The organism is Tomitella cavernea, from assembly GCF_016599145.1.
In the GTDB taxonomy this organism is placed as follows: domain Bacteria; phylum Actinomycetota; class Actinomycetes; order Mycobacteriales; family Mycobacteriaceae; genus Tomitella; species Tomitella cavernae.
The window spans coordinates 12,572-31,325 of record NZ_JAENKO010000042.1 but is presented as its reverse complement, the minus strand read 5'-3'; the positions used below and the strand labels follow the sequence as shown (position 1 = coordinate 31,325).

Below are 18,754 nucleotides of genomic sequence, written 5' to 3'. Positions count from 1 at the left end.
GTCATGGCACGCGGCGATCACCCCCAGCGCACCCCGTTCTACGGGATCGCGATGATGATCGGGGTCATGGTGGTCGGCGCGGTGGTGGCCACGACGGACGTGGGCAAGGCCGTGCAGATTCCGGTGTACACCGTCCTGTTCATCATCGGCGTCCTCGGCGCCGCGATGACCTTCCGCGACTACTCGCACTGAGCACCCCACACCCTTGATCGGCTGTCTTGATCGCTCGTCTTGATCGTTCGTCCACGCAGACTTAGCCTTAGAGTTGACGCGTCACCATCGAGCCCGGGCGCGCGTGCCCGGTGCGCACCGACGCGAGACGGGGAGTACTCCATGACCGAAGCCGCCCTACCCGACGTGCCCGCCACCGCCGACCTGGTCGATGAGATCGGCCCGGAGGTGCGCAGCTGCGACACCCAGTTCACCCAGCACGGCGGCCGCACGCGCTTTTCGGGACGCATCACCACCGTCTCATGCTTCCAGGACAACGCCCTGCTCAAGAAGGTCCTGGGCGAGCCGGGCGACGGCGGCGTGCTGGTGATCGACGGCGACGCCTCGGTGCACACCGCCCTCGTCGGCGACGTCATCGCCGGGTTGGGCATGAACAACGGGTGGTCCGGCCTCATCGTCAACGGGGCCATCCGCGATTCGGCCATCATCCGCACCCTCGACATCGGCTGCAAGGCGCTGGGCACCAACCCCCGCAAGTCCGGCAAGACCGGCGCGGGCCGCCGGGACCTCGTCGTCCGTATCGGCGGGGTCGAGTTCGTCCCCGGCGAGATGCTCTACAGCGACGACGACGGCATCGTGGTCCGCGAAGAATGAGCGTCACCGGGGGAACCGCGAGCCTGCGCCGGCTCGACGCGGCCACCGCCTCCGTCACGGCGCCGCTGGCGGCCGTCGACCTGGACGCGCTCGACGCCAACGCGCGCTTCCTCGTCGCTGCGGCCGGCGGGCTGCCGATCCGTCTGGCCAGCAAGTCCATCCGCTGCACCGAGCTGATCTCCCACGTGCTGCGCGAACACCCCGGGTTCCGGGGCGTGCTCGCATTCACGCCCGACGAGGCCTGCCACCTGGCGCAGGCGGGGGTCGACGACATCCTCGTCGCCTACCCCACCGCCGACGGCGCCGCCGTGGAACACGTGGTGGAAACCTCCCAGGCCACCGGCTCCCGTATCCGCCTGCTCGTCGACTCGCCCGAGCACATCCGGTTCATCGCCGCGCACGCGATGGGGCAGACCGTTCCCGTGTGCGCGGAGATCGACCTGGGATGGTGGCCCCTGGGCGGCCGGCTCGCCAGGATCGGCCCCAAGCGTTCCCCCGTGCGCACCCCACAGCAGGCCGCGGAGCTCACGGCCCTCGCCTGCCGCACCAAGGGTGTCGAGCTCACCTCGGTACTCGCCTACGAGGGCCACATCGCGGGCGTCGGCGACATCGTCCCCGGCCGGCCACTGCGGCAGCTGGCGGTGCGCGGAATGCAGGCCGCGTCGCTGCGCGAGATCGCCCGGCGCCTGCCGCTGGTGCTCGCCGCCATCGAGTCGACACTGGCCGAGCACGACGCCGCACCACTGGAGCTGGTCAACGGCGGCGGCTCCGGCAGCCTGCAGCGCACCTCCGCCGTGGGCGCGGCCACCGAACTGTCGGCGGGCTCCGGCCTGTTCGACCCCCTGCTGTTCGACCGCTACCGTTCGCTACGCCTCGAACCCGCCGTCGCCTACGCCATGCCCGTGGTCCGCAAGCCGCTGCCCACGGTGGCGACGATCCTCGGCGGCGGCTACATCGCCTCGGGCGTGCCGGGACCGGACCGCGCACCCGCGCCTTCGCTGCCGGAGAGACTCTCGTTCGACGGTGACGAGGGCGCCGGCGAGGTGCAGACGCCGCTGCACGGGGCGGGCGCGCTGCGCTTCGGCGACCGCGTGTGGTTGCGGCACGCCAAGTCGGGCGAACTGCTCGAGCGGTTCAACGAGATCCACATGGTGCGCGGCGGCGAGGTACTCGAGGTCACCCGCACCTACCGCGGTGAGGGACACTGCTTCCTGTGACCACTCCTGCAGCGGACCCACTCCGCTGTTCGCAGATCTCCGCGCTGGACGAACCGCTCCGCGGCACCGCCACGCACGTCGGCGCGTGGCTGTGCCTGGAGCATCCGGCGCCGTGGGGGCGCGACATCTTCGACGGCACGGCGTTCGGCGACGAGCTCACCGCGCTGCTCAAGGCCCGCGTCGACGACGCCGGCACCCGGCTGATGCTCATCCGCCGCCCGGGGCGTCCCGCTGGCGACGCCGGAACCGGACGCGCCGTCTATCTTGCGCGCTCGCACCCGGACCGCGTGCAGTGCGCGCGGCTCACAGTGGACACGCCCCGCGACCTGCTCGACGTCGACCTCACCTGGGCCACCGATCCCGCCGCGACGCCGCCCGGGCACGCCGTCACAGATCCAGTCACCCTCGTGTGCACGCACGGCCGCCGCGACGTGTGCTGTGCGATCGACGGGCGCCCCATCGCCGCAACGCTGGCCGGCGCACCGCACCCGACGGCAGAGCACGTCTGGGAGTGCTCGCACACGGGCGGGCACCGGTTCGCGCCGTCGATGATCGTGCTGCCCACCGGCTACTCCTACGGGCGCGTCGGCGCGGACGAGGCGGAGGCCGCCGTGCGCGGCATCGCCGGCGGCACGCTTCCGACGGCAGGACTGCGCGGGCGCAGCTGCTGGGACCAGCCCGGCCAGGCCGCCGAGCTCGCCGTACGTGAACGCCTTGCGGCCGAGCGTGTTCCGTTGAACGCGCTGGTGGTCCACAGCGACGGACCCGACTCGCGCACCGTCGCCCACCGGGACGGACGCCAGTGGCGCATCGCCACGCGCACCGAGCCGCTTGCGCCGCGCACGTCCAGCTGCGGGGCGGCCCCCAAGGCCGTCGCCGCGGTGCGCGTCGAGGCGGTCACCCCGCTCTGACGCGTGCCTTGCCGCCGTCACCATCACATGTCCACTGGATGCAGTCCCTCGACCGCGCGAGATTCCGCCCCGTGCTAGATTTCGGTTCCACTGGCATCGCAATGCGGCACGGGGCGGCCCGCGCCGCGGGAGGGGGATCCGTGACAACACCGCGCACCGAGGACGGGGCGGACGTCTTCGCGCCCGCGCGCCTGGGCCCGCTGACCCTGCGCAACCGCACGATCAAGGCGGCCACGTTCGAGGGGATGACCCCGGACGCCCTGGTCACCGACGACCTCATCGCGTTCCACCGCACGGTCGCGGCCGGCGGCGCGGGAATGACCACCGTCGCCTACTGCGCCGCCTCCCCCGAGGGCCGCACCGACCGCCACCAGATCTTCATGCGCCCCGAGGCGGTCCCCGGGTTGCGCCGCCTCACCGACGCGGTGCACGTCGAGGGCGCCAAGGCCTCCGCCCAGATCGGGCATGCCGGCCCCGTCGCCAACGCCCGGTCCAACCGGGCCAAGGCCCTCGCGCCCAGCAATCAGCTCAGCCCGCTCAGCCTCCGCCTCACCCGCGCCGCCACCCGGGCCGACATCCGCCGCATCACCGCCGACCACGCCCGGGCCGCACGCATCGCGATCGAGTCCGGATTCGACGCGGTGGAGATCCACTTCGGCCACAACTACTTCACCAGTGCGTTCCTGAGCCCCGCCCTCAACAAGCGCACCGACGAGTACGGCGGATCGCTGCAGAACCGGGCCCGGGTGGCCCGGCAGGTGGCCCGTGCCGTCCGCGACGAGGTGCGCGACGAGATCGCGGTGACCGCCAAACTCAACATGGACGACGGCGTGCCCGGCGGCTTCTGGCTCGACGAATCGCTGCGGGTGGCGCAGTGGCTCGAATCGGACGGCACGCTCGACGCGCTGGAGCTCACATGCGGGAGCTCGCTGAAGAACCCGCTGTACCTGTTCCGCGGCGACGCGCCGGTGCGCGAATTCGCCGCCGCGATGCCGCAGCCGCAGCGCGCGGGGCTGCGCGCCGTCGGCCGGTTCTTCCTCAAGACCTACCCCTATGAGCCGCTCTACATGCTCGAACAGGCACGGCAGTTCCGCGCGGCCTTGTCCATGCCGCTCATCCTTCTCGGCGGGGTCACCGACTACGCGGGCATGACCCGCGCGATGGGCGAGGGCTTCGACTTCGTCGCCATGGGCCGCGCGCTGCTGCGCGAGCCGGACCTGATCCGCCGGGTGGAGGCCGACCAGCGCACGCGGTCCCTGTGCATCCACTGCAACCGCTGCATGCCCACCATCTACTCGCGCACCCGCTGCGTGCTGGCGGCATCGTGACGGCGGCCGTGCCCACGCGGCCGGGCACCTACGCCGTCACCGGCTCGGCGTCCGGCATCGGGCGGGCCACGGCCGACCTGCTCCGCGCGCAGGGGCACAGCGTCATCGGAGTCGACCTGCACACCACCGGCCGCCTGGATTCCGAGGTGACCGCCGACCTCGCCACCCCGGCGGGCCGGAGCGCCGCGGCGGCACAGGTCCTCGACATCGCCGGCGGTGAGCTCGCCGGCGCCATTCTCGCCGCCGGTGTCGGTCCCGTCGGCGGCGGCCGGCATCCGCGGCTCATCGCCGAGGTCAACTACCTCGGCGCGGTGGAGCTGCTCGCACAGTGGCAGCCCGCGCTCGCCGCCGGGCGCCCGGGCAAGGCGGTGGTGATCGCCAGCAACTCCGCGACGACGACACCGCTTGTGCCCGGCCGCGCCGTGCGCGCGCTGCTGGCCGGCGACGTCGACAAGGCCCTGCGCGCCACCCGCCTGCTCGGCCCCGGGCGCCCCGCGGTGGTGTATGCGGCCTCGAAGATCGCACTGAGCCGATGGGTGCGCCGCACCGCAGTGCAGCCGCAGTGGGCGGGCGCCGGGATCCGCCTCAACGCGCTCGCCCCGGGAGCCGTCCTGACCCCGCTCCTGCAGCAACAGCTCGACGACCCGCTCGAGGGCAAGGCCGTCCGCAGGTTCCCCATCCCCGTCGGAGGATTCGGCGCGCCGGACTCCCTCGCGCAATGGGCATGCTTCATGCTCACCGACGCCGCGGACTTCCAGTGCGGAAGCATCGTGTTCGTCGACGGCGGCACCGACGCGCTGGTCCGCCCCGACGACTGGCCGCGCCCCGTTCCCGCGCGGCGCCTGCCCGGCTACCTGCGCACGTTCCTTCGGGGCGGAACCCGGTGACCGACGACGGGGCACCGGAGCGGCCCGCCGGCCGGCCGCGCGATGCGTCGATCGACGCGCGCGTCCTCGAGGCCACGCGCGATCTCCTGGCGGAGGCGGGCTGGGAGGCGCTGAGCATCCGGGCGGTCGCCACGCGGGTGGGTGTGGGCCGCGCCAGCATCAGCCGGCGCTGGTCCACCAAGGCAGAGCTGGTACTGCACGCGGTGCTGGGCGCCGAGCCGGACCTGGGCCCGTTCGAGGGCACCGACCTGGCGGGCTGGGTCGGGTGGGTGGTGCGCGGAAGCCACGAGTTGTTCCACCGCCCCGACGTCCGGGCCGCGGTGCCGGGCCTGCTCACCGCGCTGCGCGAGAACGACCGGCTGCGGGCGGCGCTCTGGCAGGGCTTCGGCGGGCCCGCGGCGGCACTGTACGCCCAGCGGCAGACGGCCCAGCGGCAGACGGGTTCCGGGCCGACGGGGCACGCGGATGCCGACCTGGACGCCCGCGCTGTGCTCGCGATGGCCGCCGGCGCGGCGCTGTTCACGAGCACCATCGCGGTGGAGGACGATTCGCCGGAGCTGCTCGCGCGCATCACCGAGCTGCTGACGGCGGCCGTCGGGTGGTCCGGTCAGGGCCCCTCCACGCGCGCCTCCGTGCCGAACACGGAGACCACGTCGCCGTCGCGGAGCTGACGGCCGCGCCGGGTCTCCGTCTCGCCGTTCACTGCCACCTCGCCCTCGGCGATCACCTGCTTGGCTTCGGCCCCGCTGTCCAACAGGTTCGCCAGTTTGAGGAACTGGCCCAGCCGGATGGCGGCGTCGCGGATGGGCACCGCGGGTGCGTCGGATTCACTCACGGCACCATCATCGCGCATGGACGCGGCCGCGCACGCCGGGCCCGGTCAGGCCTTGCTGATCAGCCAGCTGCGCAGCCACTGCGTCGCCGAGGTGCCGTCCGAGGTCACCGGGAACGTCGTGTAGTCCTGGTGGATGCCCGAGTCGAGGAAGTCCTTGTACTTGTCGATGTGCGCCCACAAGGTGACCTCGGAGATCTGCTGGCCGAGCGTCGGGATGCCCCCGGCCTCCATGATCGCGTCGTACAGCGCGACCCCCTCCGGCTTGTACCGGTCCCGCTCCGAGGATCCCGGATCGGATTGCTGCACCAGGTACCCGGCCATCCGCGCCATGAAGTCGCCGGGCGGCGCCGCGCAGTAGAGGTCTCCGGGCGAACAGAAGGTGCGCACGTCGTCGCCCAGCGCGCCGAAGCCACCGATGCGTGCCCCGCCGGATCCGTTGCCGACGACGGGCGGGCCCACGAGGTTGTCGAAGACCGAACGCCGCGGGTCCGAGATGAGGCCGACCGCCGCCACCTTGCTCGCCGGCACCGGACCGTTGCCGTGGCCGATCTGCGCGGCCAGGTCGCCCGCCGCGTCCGCGCCCTGGCTGTAGCCGATGAGCGCGAAGCGGGTGTCGGGGCAGCGCGCAGCGATGTCACCGATCAGGTTGCCGGCATTGGTGATCGCCTCGTGCTTGGACGCGCCGTAGACCTTCGACTCCCAGGGGAACGCGGTGGCCGCGTAGGAGACATAATCTGCGCGCATGTTCGACGGCAGGTTGTACGTGACCGCCCCGAGCATGCCCGGCGAACCGCCCGGCGCACCGTTGTCGCTGGTCTCCCACGTGCCGGGGATGGCTATCACGTCGAGCGAGACGCACCCGGCAGGCGCCGCGGAGGCCACTCCGCCGGTGCCGACGACCATCGCGGCCGCACCGAGCGCCGTAGCGCCCAGAGCCGCCGCACGGCCGGCCCACGTACGCGCACGTGGCCCCCGTGCCGCAGTCCCGCTCGAATCCGCTCCACGCCGTAGACGCATCGATATTCCTCCATACACCCGAACGCGGCGGGCTGCGAACAGTTTCATGCGATCCGCGTCACAGCCCGCACCAAGCATAGTCAGGATATATCTCCGGCCCGACGCATTGCGACGGTGTCCCGCTTTCGTCGCGCCGATTCCGCCGTTCGGACTACACGGCTCCTTCCCGGCTACGCCTTCCCGGCTACGCCCTCCCGGCTACGCGTTCCCGGCTACACGGCGGGAGCGCGCATCGCCACGTCCGTGGTGCGCACCGGCGCGGGCAGGTCGGTGGCGCCGGTCAGGTACTCGTCGACGGCCGCCGCGCACGAACGCCCCTCGGCGATCGCCCACACGATCAGCGACTGTCCGCGGCCCGCGTCGCCGGCCACGAACACGCCGTCGGCGCTGGTGGCCCAGTCGCTGCCGCCGGACCAGGTCTCGCCCGCATCCGCGCCGCGCGCCACGTTGCCGCGCGCCGTGTACTCCACGCCGAGCCCGTCGAGCAGCCCGTCGCGCTCGGGTCCCGTGAACCCCATGGCCAGCAGGACGAGCTCGCAGTCGAGCACCGAATCGGTGTCCTCGACCTTCCGGAACGTCCCGTCCACCGACTCCACCTCGTGGTAACGCAGCCCGGTGAGCTTTCCGCCGCCGTCGCCGACGAACGCCTCGGTGTTCACCGAGAACACCCGTTCGCCGCCCTCCTCGTGCGCGGACGACACCCGGTACATCAGCGGGTAGGTGGGCCACGGCGTCGCATCGGCACGCGTCTGCGGCGGCCGCGGCATGATCTCGAACTGGTGCACCGACGCGGCGCCCTGACGCAGCGCGGTGCCCAGGCAGTCGGCGCCCGTGTCGCCGCCGCCGATGATGACGACGCTCTTGCCCTTCGCGTCGATCGCGGGCACGGTGACGTCGCCCTCCTGCACCCGGTTGGAATGCGGCAGGTATTCCATCGCCTGGTGGACACCGTCGAGATCGCGGCCCGGCGCGGGCAGGTCGCGGCCCACGGTGGAGCCGACCGCCAGCACCACCGCGTCGAACCGCTCGCGCAACTGCTCCACCGGCAGCGCGCCGTCCTCGCCGCCGCCCACGTTCACGTTCGTCTCGAAGCGCGTGCCCTCCGCCGCCATCTGCGCCAACCGGCGGTCGATATGGTGCTTTTCCATCTTGAACTCGGGAATGCCATAGCGCAGCAGCCCGCCGATGCGGTCGGCCCGCTCGAACACCGTGACATCGTGGCCGGCGCGGGTGAGTTGTTGCGCGGCCGCGAGCCCCGACGGGCCCGAGCCCACCACCGCCACCCGCTTGCCCGTCGACTTCGCGGGCAGCATCGGCTTGATCCAGCCCTCGTCGAACGCGACGTCGACGATGTCGTGCTCGACTTGCTTGATGGTCACCGGATCCCGGTTGATGCCGAGCACGCAGGCCGATTCGCACGGCGCCGGGCACAGCCGCCCCGTGAAGTCGGGGAAGTTGTTGGTGGCGTGCAGCCGCTCGCTCGCCGCGCGCCAGTCGCCCTTGGTGACCAGTTCGTTCCACTCGGGGATGAGGTTGCCCAGCGGGCATCCGTCGTGGCAGAACGGCACGCCGCAGTCCATGCACCGGCTCGCCTGGACCTTGAGCGCGTCCGGGTCGGACGGCTCGTAGACCTCGCGCCAGTCCATCAGCCGCAGCGGGACGGGGCGACGCGCGGGCACGGACCGCTCGTACTTCATGAAGCCTCGGATATCACCCATTGGACACCACCATGATCGCGTCGTTCACATCTGTTCCTTCGGCCTGCGCGCGCTCCATGGCCTGCAGCACCCGCTTGTAGTCGCGGGGCATCACCTTGACGAAGTGCGCCAGCACTCCCGGCCAGTTGGCGAGCACGTACTCGGCCACCTCCGAGCCGGTCTCCACGTGGTGGCGCACCAGCAGTCCACGGAGCCAGTCGGCGTCCGCCGTGCCGTCGTCGACGTCCTCGAGCTCGACCATCTCGTCGTTGAGGTTGGCGGGCAGCGCGCCGTCCGGGTCGTAGACGAACGCCTCGCCGCCGGACATGCCCGCCGCGAAGTTGCGCCCGGTGGGCCCGAGCACGACGACCTTGCCGCCGGTCATGTATTCGCAGCCGTGGTCGCCCACGCCCTCGACGACGGCGGTCGCGCCCGAGTTGCGCACGCAGAACCGCTCGCCCACCAGGCCGCGGATCAACGCCTCGCCGCCGGTGGCCCCGTAGAGGAGCACGTTGCCGGCGATCACGTTGTCTTGCGCGCGAAATGTCTCCGGGACGTCGGCCGGGGGCCGCACCACGATGCGCCCGCCGGAGAGCCCCTTGCCCACGTAGTCGTTGGCGTCGCCCGACAGCCGCAGCGTCACGCCCCGCGGAACGAACGCGCCGAAGCTGTTGCCGGCCGAGCCGGTGCACGTGATGTCGATCGTGCCGTCGGGCAGTCCCTGCGCCCCGTGCGCCAACGTCACCTCGTGGCCGAGCATGGTGCCCACCGTCCGGTTCACGTTGGTGATCGGGGTGGTGATCTGCACCGGCCCGCCGCCGTCGATCGCCGCGCGCGCCTGCGCGATCAGCGTGTTGTCGAGGGCCTTGTCCAGCCCGTGGTCCTGCGCCTGGGTGCAGTGCAGATCCTGGTTCGGGTACAGCGAGCCGCCCAGCACCGGTTCCAGGATGGGGCTCAGGTCCAGCGCGCCGGCCTTGTAGTGCTCGGCCGAGCCGTAGTGCTCCACTGCGGCTGCCGTGTCGAGCATCCCGACCTGGCCCACCGCCTCCTCGAGCGTCCGGAAGCCCAGCTGCGCCAGCAGCTCGCGCACCTCCTCGGCGATGTACTCGAAGAAGTTCACGACGAACTCGGGGCTGCCGGTGAACCGCTCCCGCAGCGCCGGATTCTGCGTGGCGATGCCCACCGGGCAGGTGTCGAGGTGGCACACGCGCATCATCACGCAGCCGGAGACCACCAGCGGGGCCGTGGCGAAACCGAACTCCTCGGCGCCCAGCAGCGCCGCGATCATCACGTCGCGGCCCGTCTTGAGCTGGCCGTCGCATTGCACCGAGATGCGGTCGCGCAGGCCGTTGAGCAGCAGCGTCTGCTGCGTTTCGGCCAGGCCCAGCTCCCACGGGCCGCCCGCGTGCTTGAGAGAGGTGAGCGGCGCGGCGCCGGTGCCGCCGTCGTGTCCGGAGATGAGGACGACGTCGGCGTGCGCCTTGGACACGCCCGCGGCCACCGTGCCCACACCCAGCTGCGAGACCAGCTTGACGTGCACGCGCGCCTGCGGGTTCGCGTTCTTGAGGTCGTGGATCAGCTGTGCGAGATCCTCGATCGAATAGATGTCGTGGTGCGGTGGCGGCGAGATCAGGCCGACGCCCGGCGTCGAATGCCGCACCTCGGCGATCCACGGGTACACCTTGCCGCCCGGCAGCTGGCCGCCCTCGCCCGGTTTGGCGCCCTGCGCCATCTTGATCTGGATGTCGGTGCAGTTGCTCAGGTAGTGCGAGGTGACGCCGAACCGGCCCGACGCCACCTGCTTGATGGCCGACCGGCGCAGGTCTCCGCCCGCGTCGGGGGTGAAGCGCGCGGCGTCCTCGCCCCCCTCGCCCGAGTTGGAGCGCGCCTTCAGGCGGTTCATCGCGATGGCGAGCGTCTCGTGCGCCTCGGCCGAGATCGAACCGTAGCTCATCGCGCCCGTGGAGAACCGCTGCACGATCGCGCTCACCGGTTCCACCTCGTCGAGCGGCACGGGCGGGCGGGCACCCTCGCGGAACCGCAGCAGGCCGCGCAGCGTGGCGAGCCTCTCGGACTGGTCGTCGACCTTCTTCGTGTAGTCCTTGAACACGCGGTACTGCCCGGTGCGGGTGGCGTGCTGCAGCAGGAACACCGTGTCCGGGTTGAACAGGTGGTATTCACCCTCGCGGCGCCACTGGTAGTCGCCGCCCACCTCGAGCTCCCGGTGCGCGCGCTCGGTGGGCCGGTCCGTGAACGCCAGTGCGTGCCGGCGCGCCACGTCCGCGGCGATCTGCGGCAGGCCGATGCCGCCGATGCGCGAGCTGGTGCCCGGGAAGTACTCGCCGACCAGCTCCTGCGAGAGCCCCACGGCGTCGAACAGTTGCGCACCGGTGTAGGAGGCGATGGTGGAGATGCCCATCTTGCTCATCACCTTGAGCACGCCTTTGCCGGCGGCCTTGACGTAGTTGGCCACCGCCTCGTCGCGGGTGAGCCCCGGCAGGTCGCCGCGCAGGTGCAACTCGTCGATCGCCTCGAACGCCATGTACGGGTTGATCGCGGCGGCGCCGTAGCCGACCAGCATCGCCATATGGTGGACCTCGCGCGCATCACCGGACTCGATGACCAGGCCCACCCGGGTGCGCGTGCGTTCCCGTACCAGGTGGTGGTGCACCGCCGCGGTGAGCAGCAGCGACGGGATCGGCGCCCAATGCTCGTCGGACTCGCGGTCGGAGAGCACCACGATGCCGATGCCGTCGGCGATGGCATCCGAGACCTGCCGGCGCACGTCCTCCAGCGCGCGGCGCAGCCCCTCGCCGTCGTCGGCCACCTTGTAGAGGCCGCGGACCACGACGCTGCGGAAATCGGGGAACCGCCCGCCCCCGCCTTCGCCGTGCAGATCGTCACCGCTGCCGTCCGGGTTGTTGACGTGCACCAGCTTGGTGAACTCGTCGTTGTCGAGGATCGGGTTGGACAGCACGATGCGCCGGGTCGACTCCGGGGCGGCGTGCAGCAGGTCGCCCTCCGGCCCGATGCCCGAGGCGAGGCTGGTCACGAGCTGCTCGCGGATCGCGTCCAGGGGCGGGTTGGTCACCTGCGCGAACATCTGGGCGAAGTAGTCGAACAGGATCCGTGGACGGTCCGAGAGCACCGCGATGGGCGTGTCCGTCCCCATCGAACCGAGCGCCTCCGCGCCGGTGACCGCCATCGGCCGGATCAGGCGCGAGACCTCCTCCTCGGTGTAGCCGAACACCTGGTGGCGCAGCACCACCCGTTCATGCGGCATGTACTTGTAGGGGTGGTCGGGCAGGTCGGCCAGGTGGGCGACGTTCTCCTCGATCCACTCGCGGTACGGGTGCTCCGCCGCCAGCTCGGCTTTGATCTCGTCGTCGTCGACGATCCTCCCGCGCCCGGTGTCCACCAGGAACATCCGGCCGGGCTGCAAGCGCATCTTGCGCACCACCCGCGCCGGGTCGATGTCGAGGACGCCCACCTCGGACGCCATGACCACCAGTCCGTCGTCCGTCACCCAGACGCGGCTGGGACGCAGGCCGTTCCGGTCGAGCACCGCGCCGATGACCGTGCCGTCGGTGAAGGCCACCGACGCCGGACCGTCCCACGGTTCCATCAACGCTGAGTGGTACTCGTAGAAGGCTCTGCGCGCGGGGTCCATGCCCTCGTGGTGCTGCCAGGCCTCCGGAATCATCATCAGCACCGCGTGCGGCAGGCTGCGCCCGCCCAGGTGCAGCAGCTCGAGCACCTCGTCGAACCGTGCGGTGTCCGAACCGCCCGGCGTGCAGGTGGGGAAGATGTCCGGCGTCGCACCGGCCGCCCCCGGGCGGGCGAACACCGCGGTGTCGATGAGGGTTTCGCGCGCCCGCATCCAGTTCTCGTTGCCGATCACCGTGTTGATCTCACCGTTGTGCGCCACTGTGCGGAACGGGTGCGCCAGCGGCCAGGACGGGAACGTGTTGGTGGAGAAGCGCGAGTGCACCAGGCCCAGGGCGCTCTCCATCCGCGGGTCGCGCAGGTCGGTGAAGAATTCCGGCAGCTGCGGCGTGGTGAGCATGCCCTTGTAGACCAGGGTGCGCGCCGACAGGCTGGGGAAGTACACCGCACCGTCGGGGTTGTCTCGCTCCACGCGTTTGCGCACCACGTACGCCCGCCGCTCGAGGTCCATGCCGGCCAGCGGCGCCTCGCGGGTTCCGCTGAGGAACACCTGCCGGAACGACGGCATCGCCGAGCGTGCCATGGCGCCCAGGCTCGACGGGTCCACCGGCACCTCGCGCCAGCCGAGCACAGTCATGCCCTCCTCCGCCGCGATTGCGTCGACGCGCGCGGCGGCGGCGTCCGCCTCGGCGGCGTCGTCGGGGAGGAACGCGATGCCCGTGGCGTATTCGCCCGCCGCGGGCAGCGCAACGCCGGCCACCGCGCGCAGCAGTGCGTCCGGCACCTGGAGGAGGATGCCGGCGCCGTCGCCGCTGGTGGCCTCCGCGCCGGCGGCACCCCGGTGCTCCAGGTTGGCCAGGGCGGTGAGCGCCTTGTCCACGATGTCCCGGCTGCGCCTGCCGTGCATGTCGACGACGAAGGCGACGCCGCAGGCATCGTGCTCGTGGGCGGGGTCGTACAACCCCGTCCGTCCGGGCCGCATTGTTCCCGTCGACTGTCCCATCGTCGTTCCCTTCTCGCTGCGTACTGGTGTTTCAGCAGGTCAGGTGGACGACGCGCGGAATCTCGAAGATCCGGCGGGCTGGTCACCGGGGCTGGGCACCCGGGGACGAGAGAACCTCGACCGATGAGGGAAGAAAGATAGGCACACTCGTCCGGCCGCGCGCAGCAGAATTGCGCGCCGACCACCGACCCCACTGGGCGACGTTGACCAGTGTGCTGACGTTTCCCGGAATACCCAATGGACATAGCCGAAGGAAAGCCACAACAATCATAGCAGCCGCGACGGCCGACGAGGCAAATTCCGCGGGTGTGATCCGCAGCGCGCCGGGCCCCTCAGGAAAACAGCTGGCCGTAGCGAGTAATCAGCTACGGCCAGCGTGCGCGCGGTCCTCGGCGGCCGCCCCTCCCCGGCCCGATTTCCTACGACGGAACCTAACCGGCGTCGCGCACCCTCCGCGCCGGAGTCCTACTCATCGGAACCCGGACCATCGGAAACCGGTATCGTCAGTGCCTCCAGCAGCTCCGCCGCCACCGCGCGTCCCGCCCGGTTGGCGCCGATGGTGCTGGCCGACGGCCCGTAACCGATCAGATGCAGCCGGGGGCGCCCCGCAACCCGCGTCGCGAGCCGGCCGGTCATCGTGATCCCACCGCCCGGTCCGCGCAGCCGCAGCGGCGCCAGGTGGTCGAGCGCGCTGCGGAATCCCGTGGCCCACACGATGACGTCGGCATGCTCGTCGCAGGCCGGGTCCGCCCACCGCACCCCGTGCTCGGTGATCGAGGTGAACATGGGGCGACGTTGCAGCGCTCCCCGCCGCTGCGCGTCGCGGTATCGCGGGTTCCACGGGATTCCCGTCACGGAGACGACCGAGCCCGGGGGCAGGCCGCGCCGCACCCTGTCCTCCACCCGGGCGACGGCGCGCCGGCCGACCTCCGCCGTGAAGGGCTCGTCGGAGAACCGCGGTGGGGTGCGCGTCACCCACAGCGTGTCCGCCGTCTGCGATACCTCGGCGAGGATGTCCACCGCGGAGATGCCGCCGCCCACGACGACGACCCGCTTCCCCGCCAGTTCGTCGGGCCCGCGGTAGTCCCTGGTGTGCATCTGCCGCCCGCGGAACAGTTCCGCGCCCGGATAGTGCGGGATGAACGGACGCTCCCAGCTGCCCGTGGCGTTGACCAGCCCGTCGACGCAGGCCTCCATAACGCCGTCCGGGCCGATGGCCTCGATGCGGAACCGTTCGTCGGCGCCGTCGCTCACCCCGCCGCCACTCACACAGTGGACACGCACCGGCCTGCGCACGGCGATGCCCTCGCGCTCCTCGTACGCGGAATAGTAGCGCGGCACCGCCTCCGCCGCCGGCACCGACGACGGGTCCTGCCCGGCGTCGAGTACCTCGGTGAACGGCATGCCCGGCAGGTCGTGCACCCCGTTGACGGTGCTCAGCGTGAGGGAAGGCCAGCGGTGGCGCCACGCCCCACCGGGGCCCGGGTAGGCGTCGAGGACCACCAGCCGGTCCCTGTTCAGCCCGCGCCGGATCAAGTGGTGGGCGGCGGAGAGTCCCGCCTGCCCCGCGCCGATGACGGCCACCCGGGCGTGTTTCTCCACGGTCCCGAATGTACAGCGCAGTCGACCGTGCGGGCCTCTCAGATGTACATCGCCGGATCGACATAGCTGGTGGGGTCGACCAGCGGCTCATGCTGCGCGGGTTTGCGGGCGCGGGCCTGCGCGGGGATGCCGACGACGATGGAGTCCGCCGGGGCGTCGCGGGTGACCACCGCGTTGGCGCCCACCGCGCTGTCCGCCCCGATCGTCACTGGGCCCAGGATCTTCGCGCCCGCGCCGACGGTGACCCGGTCGCCCAGCGTGGGGTGCCGCTTGGCGCGTTCCAGCGACGTGCCGCCCAGGGTGACGCCGTGATAGATCATCACGTCGTCGCCGATCTCCGCGGTCTCGCCGATCACCACGCCCATGCCGTGGTCGATGAAGAAGCGGCGGCCGATCCGCGCGCCCGGGTGGATCTCGATGCCGGTGAGCCCGCGCACCAGCTGCGAGAGCAGGCGTGCCGGCGCTCGCAGCCCCGGCCTCCGCCACATCGCGTGCGCGGCGCGGTACGCCCAGATAGCGTGCAGGCCCGAGTAGACGAACGCGTTCTCCAGGTCGCCGCGCGCGGCCGGGTCGTGCGACCGTGCCGCGGCCAGGTCCTCGCGTACGGCCACCGACAGGCCCCGCAATCCGGTGAGCCCCACCGCCGTCACTCCCGGATGTGGTCGAACAGCGGCGTGGAGAAGTAGCGTTCGCCGAAGTCGGGGACGACGACGACGATGAGCTTGCCGGCGTTCTCCGGTCGCTTGGCCAGTTCCAGCGCCGCCCACACGTTCGCCCCCGCGGAGATGCCGCCCAGGATCCCCTCGCGGGTCGCGAGTTCGCGGGACACCCGCACCGAGTCCTCGAATCCGGCATCGATGATCTCGTCGTACACCTCGCGGTCGAGCACCTCGGGCACGAAGTTGGCTCCCAAGCCCTGGATCTTGTGCGGACCGGGGGCACCGCCGTTGAGGATCGCCGAGTCGACCGGCTCCACTCCTACCACGCGCACCTCCGGCTTGCGGCGCTTGAGGTTGCGGCCCACGCCGGTGAGTGTGCCGCCGGTGCCGATGCCGGCGACGAAGATGTCGACCTCGCCGTCGGTGTCCGCCCACACCTCCTCGCCGGTGGTCGCGTCGTGGATGTCCGGGTTGGCGGGGTTGGCGAACTGGCGCGCGAGGATGGCGTTGTCGGTGGCGGCGACGATCTCCTCCGCCTTCTCGAGGGCGCCGCTCATGCCCTCGGAACCGGGGGTGAGCACGATCTCCGCCCCGAACGCCCGCAGCATCATCCGGCGCTCGGTGGACATCGTGTCCGGCATCGTCAGCACCACCTTGTAGCCGCGGGCCGCGCCCACCATGGCCAGTGCGATGCCGGTGTTCCCGCTGGTGCCCTCGACGATCGTGCCGCCGGGACGCAGGTCGCCGGCCTTCTCCGCCGCGTCGACGATGGACACGCCGATCCGGTCCTTGACGCTGTTGGCCGGGCCGAAGAATTCGAGTTTGGCGACGACGGTGGCGCCCGCCCCGTCGGTGAGCCGGTTCAGCCGCACCAGTGGCGTCCCGCCGACCAGCTCGGTGACGTTGCTATGGATCTTGCCCATGTCGAATCCTCTCGTGCGGAGAAACCAGCGTCTCTTCGGACAACCCCCCTGCGCCGTCAATCCTTCCCGGCGGCCGCACCCTCACCTGCGGACCGCCCACCGGGGCGCAGCGCGACGGGCAGCGCTCGGTGGGCGTCGCCGCCGCGGCCCCGCAAGAACTGCCTGGCCAGCCGTTGCCTCTCCACCTTCTGCCAGGTGTCGGCGAGATCCGCGAGACGGCGGCTGAGCGCGAGCGCCGCCCCGGTCCCGTCGTCGCCCCCCGTCGTGTCCGCCGCCATCTGCAGGACGGCCGACGCGTCCGGGTCGAGCCCCGCGGGCACCTGCGGCCACCCCGGCGCGACGAAACTGCGGCCGGTCTCCCGCAGATGCTGCTCGAACGCCTGCTGCAACGCGTCGATCTCGTCGTGCACGCCCCGCACCGTCGCGTCGCCGTCGATCCAGCCGTCGATCTCCGGGTGCAGGCTCGCCAGGGCGCGCGCGCCCGCCGCGGTGGCCAGGATCCTGCGGCCGCGGACGAGGGCCCGTACCTGGTCCCCGTTGTCGTCTCCGTCCAGCAGCCACGCGCCGCACGGACGTGCCAGGCCGATGTCCGGGCCCACGTCTATGTGCCAGACGGCCACGGCCGTACCGTCCTGTTCCGGCGCGTCCACGACGGCGACCGTGTCGCGGACGATACGGGCGAGGTCCGGGTCCGTCCGGTCGGCGTCTGCGGTCGCGGCGTGCTCAGCGGTCATGCCCGCATCGTATCGGCCCCGGCGCCACCGGATCGGCCGTCACCGCGGCCGCCGCCGATGGTGGTGTGTGAAGTGCCGACGGCGCAGATCGATGCCCGCCAGCGTCGGCACTCGCGACCACCGGCTGTCGAACCGCGGCCCCAGTTCGGCCCCCAGCCGCCGCATCTGCCGGATCTCGCGGCGCGTCACCGGTGCCAGCAGTGGACCGAAGACGACGCCCGCCGCCAGGGCCACCGCGGTGCCTGCCGCCACCACGAGCGTGCCGAGGCCCTGCGCCGAATGCCCGTCGACGAGCGTGACGAATCCCCGGTAGGTGGTCACCCCGGGCACCAGCGGAACGATCCCGGACATGACGATGACCAGCGGCGGCACCGAGAATCGATGCGCGACCACCGCGCCGGCCAGGCCGATCGCGGTGGCGGCGACGAACGAGCTGGCCACGTTGCCGGCGTGCAGGTGCATCATCCCGAAGTAGATCAACGCGCCGAGCGACCCGGCGGCGCCCGCCGCCCCGGCGGCGCGGGCCGGGGCGTAGCTGGACACGGCGGCTGCCGCCGCGCCCACCGCGCCCGCCGCCACCATCACCGGCACGCTCAGCCAACCGGCCACGGACTCGGGGCTCACCGAGGCGTCGATGTGGAGCGCGTCGCCGATACGCAGCGCCGCCCCCACCCCGACGAAGATCCCCACCATCGACAGCAGGATCTCCATGATCCGGCCGACGGACGTCAGGTAGTAGCCGGTGATCGAGTCCTGCACGGAGGACACGATGGCCATGCCGGACATCAACGCGACGATGTTCGCCGCGACGACGAGCGACGGGTTGGCGCCCTCGGGGAGCTTGCCGACGGCGTCGAGCGAGAGGGTCACGCCTGTCGCGACGAGCCCGGCCACTGCCTGCTGGAACAGCAACGGCAGGCCGCGGCCGGCGAGGAACCTGCCGATCCTGTCGATCATCGACGTCGTCACCGCCGCGATCACCACCACGACCAGACCGGCGCCGAGCAGCACCGAGAAGCTCGCCGCCATGACGCCCAGCGCCACGGTGGACACCCAGGTGTTGTACGGGGGCGGGGCCGAATCCAGCTCGTCGATCCGCTCGTGCACCCAGTCCAGGTCCGGCCGCTCGTCGGCCACCTGCTGCGCAAAATCCAGGACGGCGTGCAGCCTGGTGTAGTCGAGGGAGCGCCCACGGACGTGCCACATGGCCGTCAGGGGCGCGCCCTCGACGCCGCGCGGCACCGACAGGATGATCGTCGTCGCGGTGACGTCCAGTTGCGTGTGCCGCAGCCCGTAGGCCCCGGTGATGGCGGACATCGTCGCCGCGACATCCGCGGTGCCCGAATTGCTCGACAGCAGCAATGAGCCGACGCGCAACGCCGCATCGAGCACCCTGTGGACGTAGTCGCGGTCATGCGTCCCGTCCGGCGGGGAGTGTTCGGGCACCGCC

Annotated in this window: 16 protein-coding genes; 7 read left to right on the top strand and 9 right to left on the bottom strand. The window is 71.8% G+C overall.

Annotated features, from left to right (window positions below; all coding sequences use genetic code 11):
• Window positions 1-3: 3 nt before the first annotated feature.
• From JJ683_RS14105 to JJ683_RS14075, 7 genes are all read left to right on the top strand, one after another.
• Window positions 4-192 (top strand): hypothetical protein, encoded by a 189-nt coding sequence (locus JJ683_RS14105; RefSeq protein WP_200175052.1) that lies wholly within the window; start codon window positions 4-6, stop codon window positions 190-192.
• Between the two features lie 141 nt (window positions 193-333).
• Entirely contained in the window at window positions 334-825 is a 492-nt protein-coding gene (gene rraA, locus JJ683_RS14100; protein ID WP_200175050.1) for a ribonuclease E activity regulator RraA, read from the top strand.
• Window positions 822-2,042, top strand: a complete 1,221-nt coding sequence (locus JJ683_RS14095; RefSeq protein WP_200175048.1) for an alanine racemase — start codon at window positions 822-824, stop codon at window positions 2,040-2,042. Before rraA ends, JJ683_RS14095 begins: the two co-directional genes overlap by 4 nt.
• Window positions 2,039-2,953, top strand: coding sequence for a ferredoxin family protein (locus JJ683_RS14090; RefSeq protein ID WP_200175046.1), 915 nt, complete (start codon window positions 2,039-2,041; stop codon window positions 2,951-2,953). Before JJ683_RS14095 ends, JJ683_RS14090 begins: the two co-directional genes overlap by 4 nt.
• Before the next feature lie 140 nt (window positions 2,954-3,093).
• Window positions 3,094-4,281 carry an NADH:flavin oxidoreductase gene (locus JJ683_RS14085; RefSeq protein ID WP_307810943.1) on the top strand — a complete coding sequence of 396 codons (1,188 nt, stop codon included), beginning with the start codon at window positions 3,094-3,096 and terminating at the stop codon, window positions 4,279-4,281.
• Window positions 4,278-5,168, top strand: a complete 891-nt coding sequence (locus JJ683_RS14080) for an SDR family oxidoreductase (RefSeq protein WP_307810942.1) — start codon at window positions 4,278-4,280, stop codon at window positions 5,166-5,168. Before JJ683_RS14085 ends, JJ683_RS14080 begins: the two co-directional genes overlap by 4 nt.
• The gene (locus tag JJ683_RS14075) at window positions 5,165-5,839 is read left to right on the top strand and encodes a TetR/AcrR family transcriptional regulator (RefSeq protein ID WP_200175044.1); all 675 of its coding nucleotides are present in this window, start codon (window positions 5,165-5,167) and stop codon (window positions 5,837-5,839) included. The genes JJ683_RS14080 and JJ683_RS14075 overlap by 4 nt, the downstream gene beginning before the upstream one ends.
• On the opposite strand, the gene JJ683_RS14070 is transcribed toward JJ683_RS14075, so the two are convergent.
• The 9 genes from JJ683_RS14070 to JJ683_RS14030 form a co-directional block, all read right to left on the bottom strand.
• On the bottom strand, window positions 5,776-6,021 hold the full coding sequence (locus tag JJ683_RS14070; protein ID WP_200175042.1) for an RNA-binding S4 domain-containing protein: 246 nt from the start codon (window positions 6,019-6,021) through the stop codon (window positions 5,776-5,778). The genes JJ683_RS14075 and JJ683_RS14070 overlap by 64 nt on opposite strands.
• Before the next feature lie 27 nt (window positions 6,022-6,048).
• Entirely contained in the window at window positions 6,049-6,906 is an 858-nt protein-coding gene (locus JJ683_RS14065; protein WP_242474719.1) for a cutinase family protein, read from the bottom strand.
• 326 nt (window positions 6,907-7,232) lie between these two features.
• Window positions 7,233-8,738 (bottom strand): glutamate synthase subunit beta, encoded by a 1,506-nt coding sequence (locus JJ683_RS14060; RefSeq protein WP_200175038.1) that lies wholly within the window; start codon window positions 8,736-8,738, stop codon window positions 7,233-7,235.
• A complete protein-coding gene (gene gltB / locus JJ683_RS14055; RefSeq protein ID WP_372435304.1) occupies window positions 8,731-13,386 on the bottom strand; it encodes a glutamate synthase large subunit in 4,656 nt (1,551 codons plus the stop codon). Before gltB ends, JJ683_RS14060 begins: the two co-directional genes overlap by 8 nt.
• Window positions 13,387-13,851: 465 nt before the next feature.
• Entirely contained in the window at window positions 13,852-14,988 is a 1,137-nt protein-coding gene (locus JJ683_RS14050) for a flavin-containing monooxygenase (protein ID WP_200175036.1), read from the bottom strand.
• 38 nt (window positions 14,989-15,026) lie between these two features.
• Window positions 15,027-15,629, bottom strand: coding sequence for a serine O-acetyltransferase EpsC (gene epsC, locus JJ683_RS14045; RefSeq protein WP_372435307.1), 603 nt, complete (start codon window positions 15,627-15,629; stop codon window positions 15,027-15,029).
• A gap of 5 nt (window positions 15,630-15,634) precedes the next feature.
• Window positions 15,635-16,570: a cysteine synthase A gene (gene cysK / locus JJ683_RS14040; RefSeq protein ID WP_200175034.1), complete on the bottom strand. Its 936-nt coding sequence runs from the start codon at window positions 16,568-16,570 to the stop codon at window positions 15,635-15,637.
• Window positions 16,571-16,626: 56 nt separating this feature from the next.
• Window positions 16,627-17,304, bottom strand: a complete 678-nt coding sequence (locus JJ683_RS14035; RefSeq protein ID WP_200175033.1) for a DUF6218 family protein — start codon at window positions 17,302-17,304, stop codon at window positions 16,627-16,629.
• Between the two features lie 39 nt (window positions 17,305-17,343).
• On the bottom strand, window positions 17,344-18,750 hold the full coding sequence (locus tag JJ683_RS14030; RefSeq protein ID WP_307810940.1) for a threonine/serine exporter family protein: 1,407 nt from the start codon (window positions 18,748-18,750) through the stop codon (window positions 17,344-17,346).
• Between the last annotated feature and the right edge of the window lie 4 nt (window positions 18,751-18,754).